Genomic DNA, 14205 nt, shown 5'->3' with positions numbered 1-14205 from the left:
GTTTGCGTGAGTGGACCTGCCATGCCGGACGTCATCCCAGTCACCCCCGATACCATCGACAAGGTGCTTGCCGATCTTCCCCGCCTGCCCCGCCTTGCCCTCGGCTTCGGATCGCGGTTGCGAAAAGGCACGCTCGACGTGACCCTGCCGGACGGACGGGTGATCCGGCTCGGCGGCGTTGAGCCCGGGCCGGCCGCCGCAATGATCCTGGCCAATTACGGCTTCGCATCGCGCCTTCTCAATGGCGGCGACATCGGCATCGCCGAGGCCTATCTGAACGGCGAATGGGATACGCCGGACCTGACGCAGTTTCTCTATCTGTTCTGCGTCAACCAGCACCTGCTGCAGTCGATGCTGGAAGACAAGCCGCTGATCCGGTTTGCCCAGCTGGTCCGGCACTGGTTCAACCGCAACACCAAACGTCAGGCGAAGCGCAACATCTACGCCCATTACGACATCGGGAATTCGTTCTACTCGGCCTGGCTCGATCCGAGCATGACCTATTCCTCGGCCTTGTTCGAGGAGCACACCACCGACCTCACCGCTGCGCAGACCAACAAGTACAAGCGGCTGGCCGAGGCGATCGATCTCAAGCCCGGGCAGAAGCTGCTCGAGATCGGCTGCGGCTGGGGCGGCTTTGCCGAATATGCCGCCAAGACGTTCGGCACCAAGGTCGTTGGGCTGACGATCAGCCAGCAGCAACGCGATTTTGCACAGCGCCGCATCCACGAGGCCGGGCTCGCCGAGAAAGTCGAGATCCGCCTGCAGGACTATCGCGACGAGCGCGACCGCTACGACCGTATCGCCTCGATCGAGATGATCGAGGCGGTCGGCGAGCAGTTCTGGCCGAAGTATTTCTCGCAACTGCGAGACCGTCTGCTGCCGGGCGGACTGGCCGGTGTCCAGGCCATTACCATCCAGGACAGCCTGTTCCAGCACTATCGCCGCGAGGTCGACTTCATCCAGCGCTACGTTTTCCCGGGGGGCATGTTGCCAACACCGCAGATCCTGAAGTCGCTTGGCGACCGCTTTGGCATACCCGTCATCCGCGAGCGCATCTTCGGGGAAGATTATGCCAGGACGCTGGCGATCTGGCGAAATAACTTCCGAGAGGCTTGGCCTGACCTCACGCCCGCCGGATTCGACGAGCGCTTCAGGCGGCTCTGGGAATATTATCTGTCCTACTGCGAAGCAGGTTTCCTCTCTGGGAACATCGATGTTCGCCAGGTGGTCTTTGCGAAATCAGGGGGCTGATCCAGCCGGCTTACGCTCCCCTGGATATCAGGCTAGGGTCCTCTTAAGTGTGCTCGAGGAAACTCCTACGGTATCTGCAAAATGACCATTCATAACGACGTCGTCGCGGCGATCGGCAATACGCCGCTGATCAAGCTCAAGCGCGCCTCGGAGGCGACGGGCTGCACCATTCTCGGCAAGGCCGAGTTCATGAACCCGGGCCAGTCGGTCAAGGACCGTGCCGGCAAGTGGATGATCCTGGAGGCCGAGAGACGTGGCGATCTCAAGCCGGGCGGCCTCGTGGTGGAGGCCACTGCCGGCAACACCGGCATCGGTCTGGCCGTGGTCGCCAGCGCGCGCGGTTATCGCACGCTGATCGTGATTCCGGAGACGCAGAGCCAGGAAAAGAAGGACATGCTACGGCTGTGCGGCGCGGAGCTGGTCGAGGTGCCGGCGTTGCCGTTCAGCAATCCCAACAACTATCAGCATGTCGGCCGCAGGCTCGCCGACGAACTGCGCAAGACCGAGCCGAACGGCGTGCTGTTCGCCGACCAGTGGAACAACCTCGACAACGCCAAGGCGCATTATGCGTCCACGGGACCCGAGATCTGGGAGCAGACCAACGGCAAGGTCGACGGCTTCATCTGCGCGGTCGGCACCGGCGGCACGATTGCCGGCACCAGCCGCTATTTGAAGGACAGGAACAAGGATATCGTCACCGCCTGCGCCGATCCGCACGGCTTCGCCATGTACGAATGGTTCAAGAACGGCGTCGTCAAGTCGACGCCCGGCGACTCCATCACCGAAGGCATCGGCATCGGTCGCGTGACGCCCGTGATCGAGACCGCCAAGGTCGACGACGCGTTCCTGGTGTCCGACGAGGATGCCGTCAACACGATCTACGACCTCGTGCAGCATGAAGGCCTGTGCCTGGGCGGCTCGACCGGCGTCAACGTCGCCGGCGCGGTGCAGCTCGCCCGGAAGCTCGGCCCCGGCCACACCATCGTGACCATCCTGTGCGACTCCGGCACCCGCTATCAGTCGAAGCTGTACAATCCAGAGTTCATGCGTTCGAAGAACCTGCCGGTGCCGGCTTGGCTCGAGAAGCGCAGCGGGATCAAGCCGCCGTTCATGTAGGACGCGAAAGACGAGTAGCGAACGAGAAACGACCTCTATTCGCTATTCGCATCTCCCAATTCGCCCCATCAATGCCGCAGGATCTGGCTCAGGAACAGCTTGCTGCGCGCATGCTGCGGATTGGCGAAGAACTCCTGCGGCGTGTTCGATTCGATGATCTGGCCGGCGTCCATGAACACGACGCGGTTGGCGACCTCGCGCGCGAAGCCCATCTCGTGGGTCACGACCAGCATGGTCATGCCCTCCTTCGCGAGATCGACCATGGTGTCGAGCACCTCCTTCACCATCTCCGGATCGAGCGCCGAGGTCGGCTCGTCGAACAGCATGACCTTGGGGTTCATCGTCAGCGCGCGCGCGATGGCGACACGCTGCTGCTGACCGCCCGACATCTGGCCCGGGTATTTCTGCGCCTGATGCGGGATCTTGACCCGCTCCAGGAACTTCATCGCGGTCGCCTCGGCTTCCTTCTGCGGGATGTTGCGCACCCAGATCGGCGCCAGGGTGCAGTTCTCCAGCACGGTCAGGTGCGGAAACAGGTTGAAGCTCTGGAACACCATGCCGACCTCGCGGCGAACCTCGTCCACGCGCTTGAGGTTCGGACCGAGGTCGATGCCGTCGACATTGATCTCGCCCTCCTGGAATTCCTCGAGCGCGTTGATGCAGCGGATCAAGGTCGACTTGCCTGAGCCCGAAGGCCCGCAGATCACGATGCGCTCACCCTTCCCGACCGAGAGATTGATGTCGCGCAAGACGTGGAATTCGCCGTACCACTTGTTGAGGGCGGAAATGCTGACGATCGAATTTGCAGTCATGGATCTCTCGATGATCTCTGGCTCAATGGCGCCGGTGCGCGTTGACGCGGCGCTCGACCAGCAGGGAGTAGCGTGACATGCCGAAGCAGAAGGCGAAGTAGATCAGCCCCGTGAAGGCAAAGCCGGTGAAGGCCGTGGTCGGCGTCGCCCAGACCGGATCGGCAAACGAGGCCTTGAGGCTGCCGAGCAGGTCGAACAGCGCCACGATGGACACCAGCGAGGTGTCCTTGAACAGCGAGATGAAGCTGTTGACGATGCCGGGGATCACGTGGCGCAGCGCCTGCGGCAGCACGATGAAGCTCGTCGTCTTCCACCAGGACAGGCCGAGCGCGCTCGACGCCTCCGCTTGGCCGCGCGGAATGGCCTGCAGACCGCCGCGGATCACCTCGGCCATGTAGGCGCCGGAGAACAGCGCAACGCCGATCAGCGCCCGTACCAGGCCATCGACCCTGGCATTGCCGGGCAGGAACAGCGGCAGCATGTAGGTGGCGAAGAACAGCACGGTGATCAGCGGCACGCCGCGGACCAGCTCGATGAAGGCGATCGAAAAGATGCGGATCAGTGGAATGGTCGAGCGGCGGCCGAGCGCAAGCGCAATGCCGATCGGCATCGACGCAACGATGCCGATCACCGAGACGACCAGCGTCACCAGCATTCCGCCCCACAGCCTTGTGTCGACGATGGGAAGGCCGCCGCGATCGAGGCCCATGATCGCAATGACGACGGCAATGCCAGCGAAGGTCGCGGCCGTGGCGATGACGCTGCGCAGCGCCCTGCTCCCGCCGCCGACGATGAACACCAGCGCGGTGACAATGATCGCCGAGAGCGCGAGATCATTCCACACGGGCTGGTGAGATTGCTGCAGTTCGTTGCGGATCCAGACCAGTGGCCAGATCACGAGCGATGCGAGCGTTCCGATCAGAACGACCAGCTTGCCGAGCAGCCACAGCAGCATGCCGACCACCGGCACGTTGTCGCCGGCGCGCATCAGCGCGTTGCCGGCCGTATCGATGCTCTCGACGAACACCTGGAGGGCGCCTGTGGTCCAGCTCACGCCGAAGCCCTCCAGCCCACCGCCATAGAGCAGGAAGAACGCGACCACCGGCAGCGCGAAGAAGAACAGGCCCGCGTTCAATCCTTTGGCAGGCAGGCGCGGAATCAGCAGCGGCACCAGCAGCACCACCGCCAGCACATAGGTCAGATTGACGCGCCAGCGGTCGGCCTCCGGGTAGAAGCCGTACATGAACTGGCCGAACTTCGCCGAAATGTAGGGCCAACAGGCGCCGACCGGATGGCCGGCGTTCTGCGCCAGGCATGCTTCGCGGTCCTTGCCGACCCACACCGCGTCGACCAGCAGGAACTTGACCGCCGGGATCACGGTGAACCAGATCAACAGCGCGCTCACCAGGGTGAGCAGGATATTGGTCGGCGAGTTCAACAGCCTCGTGCGGACGAAGCCGACGAAACCCGTCGTCTTGATGGGCGCCGGGCGTTCTCCGGCCATGTCCTGACGGATGAAGGTTGAGGCCGTGATGTCGGTCATGCGCCAAGTCTCTTCATGCGCCAAGTCTCTTCCCAAGCCGCCAGCTGTAGAAGCTCATCATCGCGCTCGTGATCAGCGACAGCGCCAGATAGACGCCCATCGTGATTCCGATGATCTCGATGGCCTGACCCGTCTGGCTCATCGTCGTGCCCGCGAACACCGACACGAGATCGGGATAACCGATAGCGACCGCGAGCGAGGAGTTCTTGGTCAGGTTCAAATACTGGTTCGTCAGCGGCGGCAGGATGACGCGAAGCGCCTGCGGCACGACGATCAGGCGCAGCACGGTGCCTCGGCTCAGTCCAAGCGAGAGCCCCGCTTCCATCTGTCCCTTGTGGACCGAGAGAATGCCGGCGCGCACGACCTCGGCGATGAACGACGCCGTGTACATGGTCAGCGCCAGGGTCAGCGCGACGAGCTCTGGAATGATGCGCGAACCGCCGGCGAAGTTGAATCCCTTGAGCGCCGGTACCTCGAACGAAATAGGCACGCCGAACACGAGCGCTGCAATCAGCGGCAGGCCGATCAGCAGCCCCAGCACCCAGGGCCAGATCCGCATCACATGGCCGCGGAGGAACAGCTCGCGCCGCGCATAATAATGCAGACCGACCGAGACCACGATCGCCACACCGAGCGCGATCACGAACGGCATGAAGCCGGGCTCCTCAATCGGGCGCGGAACGATGAAGCCGCGGTTGTTGAGAAAGAAGGTCGAGAAAAGAGAGATGCTCTGTCGCGGTCCGGGCAGAGCCGCCAACACCGCAAGATACCAGAACAGGATCTGAAACAGCAGCGGCAGGTTGCGGATCAGCTCGACATAGGCGCCGGAGACTCGCGACAGCAATGCGTTCGGTGACAAGCGGCCAAGCGCAACCAGAAAGCCAAGGATGGTCGCCAGCACGATACCTATGACGGAGACCAGCAGCGTGTTCAGCACGCCGACGATCAGCACGCGACTGTAGCTGTCGGAGCCGGAGTAGCTGATCAGGGTCTGGTTGACGTCGAAGCCGGCCGTGTTGTTGAGGAAACCGAAGCCCGACGTGATGCGCTGGGCGGCGAGGTTGCTGCGTGCGTTGGCCACGATCTCGTAGCCAACCCACACCAGGACTGCGACGAACAGGATCTGCAGGATGATGCCGTTCCATCCTGCCTTGCCACCCAGCATGCGCTTCAGCCGAAGCCCATATTGCGCAGGCGGTAACCTCGCTTCGATACTCATTCGCCGCAGCCCCGCTATCGTGCAGTGATCAGCGGATCGGCGGCGCGTACTGCAGGCCGCCCTTGTTCCAGAGCTGGTTCAGACCGCGCGCGATCTGCAGCTTGGAGCCCGCGCCGACGTTGCGGTCATACATCTCGCCGTAGTTTCCGACCGCTTTCACGATCCGGGAGAACCAGTCCTTGGTGAGGCCGAGCTGCTCGCCGAGATTGCCATCGGTGCCGAAGGCGCGCTTGAAATCAGGCTTGTCCGACTTGGCCATCTCGTCCACGTTCGCCTGGGTGACGCCCATTTCCTCGGCCGTGATCAGCCCGAACAACGTCCACTTCACGATGTCGAACCACTGGTCGTCGCCGTGGCGCACCATCGGGCCGAGCGGTTCCTTCGAGATCACCTCGGGCAGCACAACATGGTCGGCCGGATTGGAGAGCTTCAGGCGCTCGGCATAGAGGCCGGAGACGTCGGTGGTGAACACGTCGCAGCGGCCGGATTCATAGGCTTTCACGGTCTCGTCGGCGCCGGCGAACGCGATCACCTCGTACTTCATCTTGTTGGCCTTGAAGTAGTCGGCGAGGTTTTGCTCGGTCGTGGTGCCAGTCTGCACGCAAACCGAAGCGCTGTTCAGCTCCAGCGCCGAGTTGACCTTGAGGGCCTTCTTCACCATGAAGCCCTGGCCGTCATAATAGGTAATTCCGGCGAAGTTCGCGCCGAGCGAGGTGTCACGCGACAGGGTCCAGGTGGTGTTGCGCGACAGCACGTCGACTTCGCCCGATTGCAGCGCGGTGAAGCGATCCTTGGCGGAGAGCGGCACGAACTTGACCTTGGTCGGATCGTTGAAGATCGCGGCGGCAATGGCGCGGCAGACGTCGACGTCGAGCCCGGTCCAGTTGCCCTTGTCGTCCGGGTTCGAGAAACCGGGCAGGCCCTGGCTGACGCCGCAGGCGAGCATGCCGCGATCCTTGACGGTCTTGAGCGTTTCGGCCTGGGCGCCGACGCTCGCCAGCATCGGGGCGAGAGCAAGAGTGAGAGCCAGAGTGACGCGTTTCATAAATACAGCCTTTCGCGGTCGTCCTTGGGGAGCGATGAAATCTCAGCGCGAAGATGGGGCCGACCTGAATCCGCCTTTGCAAACGCCATACCAAGAATATGGCACACGCAATGCACAACGGAGCCGTGCATGCGAGATGAAGCGGGAATCGCGGCAAGCCCCTCAACGTGCAGCGATCGAATTGCGCCGGCATCACAGAACGACTGGCGGTCCGGGTCAAGGGGTTGACGGGCCTGTTCTGCATTCTGTTATTAACGACCGCAGTGCAGCCTGATTTCCAGCTATCCCGGCAGGCTCAAAGAGAAAAGACACGCGAATGGCATTATCGAACGACCCCGCTGCGGCGGTGCGACAAAACGTCGAGACACGGCTGGTCACGGCGGGGCGGGACACGAAAGCGCAGCACGGATTCGTGAATCCTCCGGTCGTTCATGGGTCGACGGTCCTGTATCCAACGGCTGAAGATCTGCATGCACACCGCGGCGAATTCCAATATGGCCGCCACGGCACGCCGACCACCAAGGCATTGCAGCAGGCGCTGATGGCGTTGGAGGGCCCGCAATGCGCCGGCGTCGGCATCGCGCCGTCAGGTCTCGGGGCGATCTCGACGACCCTGCTGTCGGTGCTCAAGGCCGGCGACCACGTGCTGGTCTGCGACAGCATCTATCGCCCGACCCGCAATTTCTGCAACGGCATGCTGGCGCGCTACGGCGTCGAGACGACCTATTTCGACCCATTGATCGGCACAGGAATTGAGCAACTGCTCAAACCAAATACACGCGCGGTAGTGGTCGAGGCGCCCGGCTCGCAGTCGTTCGAAATGCCGGACATCCCCGCCATTGCGGCGGTTGCGCATGCGCATGGCGCACTCGTCATCGACGACAACACCTGGGCGACGCCGCTCTACCACCGCTCCCTCGATCAGGGCGTCGACGTCAGCATGCAGGCGGCCACCAAATATATCGGCGGCCACTCCGACATCATGTTCGGGACGATTTCGGCCAATGCGAAGGCGTGGCCGCTGATCTCCGAGGGCATCCGCCTGCTCGGCGTCTGCGCCGGGCCGGACGACGTCTTCCTGGCGCTGCGCGGCGTGCGGACGCTCGGCGTGCGGCTGGCGCAGCATCATCGGTCCGGCCTGGAGATGGCACGCTGGCTCGCCGCCCGCCCCGAGGTGATCGAGGTCCTGCATCCTGCGCTGGAGAGCCATCCGGGGCATGCGATCTGGAAGCGGGACTTCACCGGCGCCTCCGGCCTGTTCAGCATCGTGCTGCAACCAAAGCCGCAAGCCGCGGTTGATGCGATGCTCGACACGCTGACGCTGTTCGGAATGGGCTATTCCTGGGGCGGCTTCGAGAGCCTGGCGATTCCGTTCGACTGCGCGAGCTATCGCACGGCCACCACCTGGGCGCCCGGCGGCCCCACGCTGCGTCTGCATATCGGCCTGGAGAATGTAGAGGATCTCAAGGAGGATCTCGACCAAGGCTTTGCGGCGTTCAACGCATCTTAGCCACATCTTGGGCAGCCCATGGAACGCCCTGCGATCAGGCACGCAGGGCCGACAAAATAGCGTTGATCCCCAGCCGATTGGGCGTAGCCTTCGCGGCAGAGGTCGCGGAGACGAACGGAAATCATGGTTCTGCTCGATCTGATGGGCGGCGTGGCGTTGCTGCTGTGGGGCCTTCACATGGTCCACAGCGGCATTCTTCGCGCCTTCGGCCCGGATCTCCGGCTGCTGCTATCGCGGGGGCTGCGTAACCGCTTCAGCGCCCTCGCCGCCGGGCTCGGCCTGACCGCTCTGCTCCAGAGCAGCACGGCGACCGCGCTGATCACGACCTCCTTCGCGGCGGAAGGCCTGGTCGGCCTGATCCCGGCGCTGGCGATCATGCTCGGCGCCAATATCGGCACCACGCTGATCGTGCAGGTCCTGTCGTTCAACGTGGCGGCGATCGCCCCCATCCTGTTCGTGCTCGGCCTGGTGGCGTTCCGCAGCGGGCCGCGATCGCGCATCAAGGACCTGGGGCGGGTGTCGATTGGCCTTGGCCTGATGCTGCTGTCGCTGCACATCCTGATCGACACCCTGGCGCCGGCTGAAGAAGCGCCGGCGATGCGCGTGTTCATGCAGGCGATCACCGCCGATGTCACGCTGTGCGTCATTTTCGGCGCCGTCGTCACCTGGATCGTGCATTCCAGCGTCGCCAGCGTTCTTCTGGTGATGTCGCTGGCCTATGCGCACTTCATCACGGCCGATGCCGCGCTGGCGCTCGTGCTTGGCGCCAATCTCGGCAGCGCCGTCAATCCGGTGTTCGAGGGCGCGCGCCGCGACAATCCCGCGAGCTATCGGCTGCCCGTCGGCAATCTCCTCAACCGTGTCATCGGCGTCGCGCTGATCGCGCCGTTCCTGCATCCGCTCGCAGCGCAATTGCGGCAATTTCAGCCCGATCTGTCGAAGCTGACGGCCCAGTTCCACATGGCTTTCAATCTCGGCACGGCCGTGGTGTTCATCGGCCTGCTCGGCGTCATGGAGAAGCTGCTCGTCAGACTGTTCCCCGACCGCCCGGCGGAGGTCGATCCGGCCAAGCCGCGCTATCTCGACGAGACCGCGCTGGAGACACCGTCGCTGGCGCTTGCGGACGCGGCGCGCGAGGCGCTGCGAATGGGCGATCTGGTCGAGACCATGTTGCGCAATGTCATGACCGCGATGATGACCAACGACCGTGGCCTCGTGGATCAGGTGTCACGCGCGGACAATGTCGTCGACCGGCTCGATGAAGCTATCAAGCTCTACATCACCAAGCTGACGCGGGGCAGCCTGGACGACCGTGAGGGCAAGCGCGCGATGGAGATCATCTCCTTCGCGATCAACCTCGAACACATCGGCGATATCATCGACAAGAACCTGAGCGAGCTCGCGACCAAGAAGATCAAGCGCAGGTTCCAGTTCTCCGCGGAGGGCGCCGACGAGCTGCAGGCCTTTCACCGCCAGATCATGGAGGCGCTCCGCGTCGCGTTCGGCATCTTCATGTCCGGCGATGCGCAGCAAGCCCACCAACTGCTCGATCAGAAAGCCGAGCTCCGCAACGCAGAGCTCGGCGCGACCGAGCGGCACCTCGAACGTCTGCGCGAGGGCCGCTCGGAGACGCTCGAAACCACCTCACTGCATCTCGACGTGCTGCGTGACCTCAGGCGTATCCACTCCCACATCTGCTCGGTCGCCTATCCCGTCCTGGACGCGGCCGGCGAAGCGGCCAGCCGCCGCAGCGAGGCGGCAGACAGCGGGGCCACCGTCGCCCTGCCCGCATCCTCTGCAAAGCCGCTGCCGCGCTGAGCGTAGGACGGCGCTACGAACCGGTTGTTCCGCATGCCCGCGCCGGGGCCGAAGCGCCTTCGGCGCGGAGAGAGCTGGGCGCGAACTGCGATGGGAGAGGCAATGCCTGTCCTGCGCCAGCGAACATCCGCCCTGTGAACCTGAAGACGGCCCCGATCAATTGCTCAGCGTCTGGGATTCCCGCTGGCGGTTCTTGAAGATCAACATCACGTTGCGGACGTAGATGATGTTCGACAGCAGCTGGCCGAAGATGATGACCGGCTCGCGCTTCACGAGACCGTAGATCAGCGTCATCAGCCCTCCCCCGATCGAGAAGAACCAGAAGGCGATCGGCACCACGCTCTTGCCCGCGCGCTCGCTGGCGATCCACTGCACAAGGAAGCGCGCGGCGAAGGCCAGTTGGGCGGCGAGGCCGAACACCAGCCAGAAATCGAATTTGGCGACGAAGATGTCGTAGAGATAGTTGCTGAACGCCTGCCCGAATTGAATCAGCATGACTTCACCTCGATCGCAACCGGCGTCGGCTTCTTGCGGCGGATCAGCCACCACACGCCGGCGAGATCCATGATCCCGATCCACAGCCGGTCGAAGAACCCGTAGTTCGACACGCCCGAATGCCGGGGACGATCGATCACGTCGATATAGGCGATGTCGTAGCCCTCGCGCCGCACCAGGGCGGGAAGGAAGCGGTGCAGACCATCGAAATACGGCATCATCAGGAAGACGTCGCGACGGACCGCCTTGAGGCCGCAGCCGGTATCGCGGGTGCCGTCATGCAGCACCGCATTGCGGATCTTGTTGGCCAGCCGCGACTGTAGCTTCTTGAAGCCGGTATCCTTGCGGCCGACGCGCTGCCCTGCGACGAGGCCGACGCCTGCACCGCCCTTTTCGAGCGCGGCAATGAGGTCGGGCAAGAACGCGGGATTGTTCTGGCCATCGCCATCCAGCGTGGCCACCATGGCGCCATGGGCCGCGCGGATGCCGCTACGAACCGCAGCCGATTGGCCGGTCGATTTCTCATGCCGCAGCACACGCAGGTTCGGCCGCCGTGCCATTTCCTCGGCGAGCCGCTGCGCGGTGTCATCGGTCGAGCCATCGTTGACGTAGATGATCTCGTAGGACCACAGACCATCGAGCGCCGCCGCGATCTCGGTGATCAGCGGAACGATATTGCCGGCCTCGTTGCGCACGGGAACGACGATGGAGACGGCAACGGGGGTTTCGGTCGACAAGATGAGAACTCGTAATGGCGTGACTGGACCGGTTGCTGCACCGGGCGCTGCGGCGGAGGCTTCTTATGGGGCTTGGGGCCGCCTATCAACCCCTTTAGCGCGGTACGATTTGGCCGTCCTTGCCCAGGCGGAAACCCAGCCGCCGGGCTGCGAACCAGTAGCGGACCAGCATGGCGCAGGCCAATCCGACCACGGCGCCGGCGACCACATCGCTTGGATGATGGGCCAGCAGCACCAGCCGGCTCAGGGCGATCACGACGGCATAGATGAACGCGGGAACGCGCCATCGCGGCCAGACGGCGGCAACGGCGAAGGCCAGCGCAAAGGCCGTCACCGCATGCGCGGAGGGCATGCTGAAATAGGCAGGTGTGCCGTTGAACGGGTCGAAGTTGAAGGCATTCGCCTTGCCGCCGACGAAGGGGCGGCCGCGGCCGATGATGTATTTCAGCACCTGAGCCACGAGCACCGAGCCCAGCACCGCGAAGAAGGCGTACTGAACGTGGGTGGCGAAATTCAGCAGGCGGCTGCGCGTGGCCTCGGGCCATAGCGGCGCGATCAGGATCGTCACGATGACGCCGACTGCCAGCAGACCCAGCACGTATTCATCCTGGCCGAACTCGGTGACGATGCGCCATGGCCACATGCTGGGGGTGCCGCGGGCGGGCATCAACCCGATCTCATAGGCATCGAAGGCAACCATCAGGATCACGATCGCGCCCAAACCGATGCCAATCAGCAGGAGAAGTTCGCGCCACAGACGCTGCCGGCTTGCTGCATCGGGCGCCGTCTGAGGCCGGCGCACCAGCCGTCCCAGCGAGAATTTGCCGACCAGCGCGAGCTGCGAGACATAGCCTGAGGAAGACGGAGAGGTGTCGGGCGCCGACATCTATTCGGTGCCCTCCGAGCGATAGATCGCGATCGAGACCGGGCGGCCCTGCGAGATGTTGTAGCCGTCGATCCGCTTGGCGACGTTGTAGCGCAGCCCGATCGCCTCGGCGCGCTGCACGAAGGCGCGCTCGGTGCGCTGCTCGACAAGCGCGAAGCGGCACGTGCCCTGGTTGAGGAAGTCGGCCGCCCCCGAGCCGTCGGTGAGCTGGGTCGAGGTTCCCGTCATGAACACCAGGCTCGGCTCGTGGAAACCTGCCGCTGCCGCCTTTGGCCCGACGCAAACCACGTTGCGCAGCGCGCGCGCAATCTCCGCGCTGGGAAACAGCGGCGTCAGCGCCGGCAGCACGGCGCCATACACCACGAACGCCAGGAACATCGCCGCCACGCCGGCATTCAAGAGCGAGCGCTCGGCACGGCCATCGTCATAGAGCCACCAGGCGAACAGGCCGAAAATCAGCGATGCCGCCACGAACGGCCAGGCCAGGAACACCGGCTGATGCGCGACGATGATGGCGCCGATCACGGCCACGACCGAGGTGATGGCGGGAATCGCGAACCACCAGGCGGCGCCGCGGCGCAGCCACGAGCGCGACAGCACCCGCCGCTCCAGCGCGCCCACGGTCAGGATGGCGATCGCCGGATACAGCGGCAGCACATAGTGCGGCAGCTTGGTCAGTACCGCCTCGAACACGATCCAGGACGGCACCAGCCAGGCCAGGAGGAACTGCGCACCGGGCTCGCGCCGCGCGCGCCACACCGCGGGGGCTGCCATTGCGGCCAGCGGCGCGCCCGGCCAGAAGGTGATGAACAGCAGCAGCAGATAAAGTCCCGGCGGTGCGCCATGCGACTCCTGGGCGCCGATCTTGCTCAGCATGTCGCCGCCGACGGAATCGGCAAAGAAGGTGTCGCCGGCGCGCAGGAAGATCAGCACGAACCAGGGCAGCACCAGCACCAGCATCCACATCAGCCCCCACAGAGGGCGCAGACGCGACAGCCAGCCGGCGCCGCGATCCATGATCGCCAACGCCAAGATCGTCAGTCCTGCGAACATCAGGATCAGCGGGCCCTTGATCAGGATGCCGCCGGCGAGCGCCGTCCAGAAGATCGCAGGCGGCCCCCACGGGGGATGCACCGGATCCTCGCCGCGCTGCCACGACAGATAGACGCGGGCCAGCGCGCCCATCGCGGCCACCACGGTGAACAGCAGCATCGCGTCGGTCTTGGCGAGCCGGGCTTCCACCCCGAGTAGGACCGAGCAGCACATCAGGAGGGCGGCGAACACCGCGCCGCGCCGTGTCACGAAAGAGAGCGCGGTCCAATAGGTCAGCAGCACCGCGCCGATCGCGCCGATCAGCGAGGGAATGCGGTAGACCCAGATGCGGAGCTGCGCACGCGGCAGCCCGATCGCCGACGCCGTCTCGACCGCAGCCGATTGCAACCAGTAGATGCCGACTGGCTTCTTGTAGCGCACGTCGTCCTGGAAGCGGATGTCGACATAATCGCCGCTCTCGACCATCTGCTTGGTCGCCTGGGCGAAGCGCGCCTCGTCACGATCGATCGGCGGGATGGTGAAGAAGCCCGGCAGGAACAACAGCAGCCCGCAGACGAGCAGGAACGCCACCGCCCTGGTGTGGCTCACGGTGACGGCATCGATCATCCGCACCAGCCGATTGCCTGGATTGACCAGGTTCTTCGGCTCGCGCGGCTCTCCAAAACGGGGGCGGGCATAGGTCTCGACCATGGGGTTCCGAATACGCTGAAACCGCCA

Annotated in this window: 12 protein-coding genes; 4 read left to right on the top strand and 8 right to left on the bottom strand. The window is 64.2% G+C overall.

From position 1 onward, the window contains the following. The first annotated feature begins 21 nt into the window (after positions 1-21). Positions 22-1254 (top strand): cyclopropane-fatty-acyl-phospholipid synthase family protein, encoded by a 1233-nt coding sequence (locus tag QW845_RS01605; protein WP_315800423.1) that lies wholly within the window; start codon positions 22-24, stop codon positions 1252-1254. Between the two features lie 81 nt (positions 1255-1335). Beyond that, on the top strand, positions 1336-2370 hold the full coding sequence (locus QW845_RS01600; protein ID WP_315799915.1) for a cysteine synthase A: 1035 nt from the start codon (positions 1336-1338) through the stop codon (positions 2368-2370). Positions 2371-2438: 68 nt separating this feature from the next. Here QW845_RS01600 and QW845_RS01595 read toward each other — a convergent pair whose 3' ends face one another. From QW845_RS01595 to QW845_RS01580, 4 genes are read right to left on the bottom strand one after another with little or no spacing between them, the layout of a single operon-like run. Further along, the gene (locus tag QW845_RS01595; protein WP_315799914.1) at positions 2439-3182 is read right to left on the bottom strand and encodes an amino acid ABC transporter ATP-binding protein; all 744 of its coding nucleotides are present in this window, start codon (positions 3180-3182) and stop codon (positions 2439-2441) included. A 22-nt stretch (positions 3183-3204) separates the two neighbouring features. Next, positions 3205-4725, bottom strand: a complete 1521-nt coding sequence (locus QW845_RS01590) for an amino acid ABC transporter permease (protein WP_315799913.1) — start codon at positions 4723-4725, stop codon at positions 3205-3207. A gap of 13 nt (positions 4726-4738) precedes the next feature. Then, a complete protein-coding gene (locus QW845_RS01585) occupies positions 4739-5944 on the bottom strand; it encodes an amino acid ABC transporter permease (protein ID WP_315799912.1) in 1206 nt (401 codons plus the stop codon). Between the two features lie 28 nt (positions 5945-5972). Further along, the gene (locus tag QW845_RS01580; RefSeq protein WP_315799911.1) at positions 5973-6989 is read right to left on the bottom strand and encodes an amino acid ABC transporter substrate-binding protein; all 1017 of its coding nucleotides are present in this window, start codon (positions 6987-6989) and stop codon (positions 5973-5975) included. Positions 6990-7305: 316 nt separating this feature from the next. Here QW845_RS01580 and metC point away from each other — a divergent pair, with 316 nt between their 5' ends. Together metC and QW845_RS01570 are read left to right on the top strand one after the other, a co-directional pair. Further along, complete coding sequence (gene metC / locus QW845_RS01575) at positions 7306-8499, top strand: cystathionine beta-lyase (protein ID WP_315799910.1); 1194 nt, start codon at positions 7306-7308, stop codon at positions 8497-8499. Positions 8500-8622: 123 nt separating this feature from the next. Then, positions 8623-10317 carry a Na/Pi cotransporter family protein gene (locus QW845_RS01570; RefSeq protein WP_315799909.1) on the top strand — a complete coding sequence of 565 codons (1695 nt, stop codon included), beginning with the start codon at positions 8623-8625 and terminating at the stop codon, positions 10315-10317. 156 nt (positions 10318-10473) lie between these two features. On the opposite strand, the gene QW845_RS01565 is transcribed toward QW845_RS01570, so the two are convergent. From QW845_RS01565 to QW845_RS01550, 4 genes are all read right to left on the bottom strand, one after another. Beyond that, positions 10474-10812, bottom strand: coding sequence for a lipid-A-disaccharide synthase N-terminal domain-containing protein (locus QW845_RS01565; RefSeq protein WP_315799908.1), 339 nt, complete (start codon positions 10810-10812; stop codon positions 10474-10476). Continuing rightward, complete coding sequence (locus QW845_RS01560; protein WP_315799907.1) at positions 10806-11549, bottom strand: glycosyltransferase family 2 protein; 744 nt, start codon at positions 11547-11549, stop codon at positions 10806-10808. The genes QW845_RS01565 and QW845_RS01560 overlap by 7 nt, the downstream gene beginning before the upstream one ends. 94 nt (positions 11550-11643) lie before the next feature. Further along, a complete protein-coding gene (locus tag QW845_RS01555) occupies positions 11644-12435 on the bottom strand; it encodes a phosphatase PAP2 family protein (protein ID WP_315799906.1) in 792 nt (263 codons plus the stop codon). Continuing rightward, complete coding sequence (locus QW845_RS01550) at positions 12436-14178, bottom strand: glycosyltransferase family 39 protein (protein WP_315799905.1); 1743 nt, start codon at positions 14176-14178, stop codon at positions 12436-12438. Between the last annotated feature and the right edge of the window lie 27 nt (positions 14179-14205).

This window comes from Bradyrhizobium sp. SZCCHNS3002, assembly GCF_032377435.1.
Classification (GTDB): Bacteria; Pseudomonadota; Alphaproteobacteria; order Rhizobiales; family Xanthobacteraceae; genus Bradyrhizobium.
Note: the sequence above shows the minus strand (reverse complement) of the source record. Positions and strands in the feature narration are given on the sequence as shown.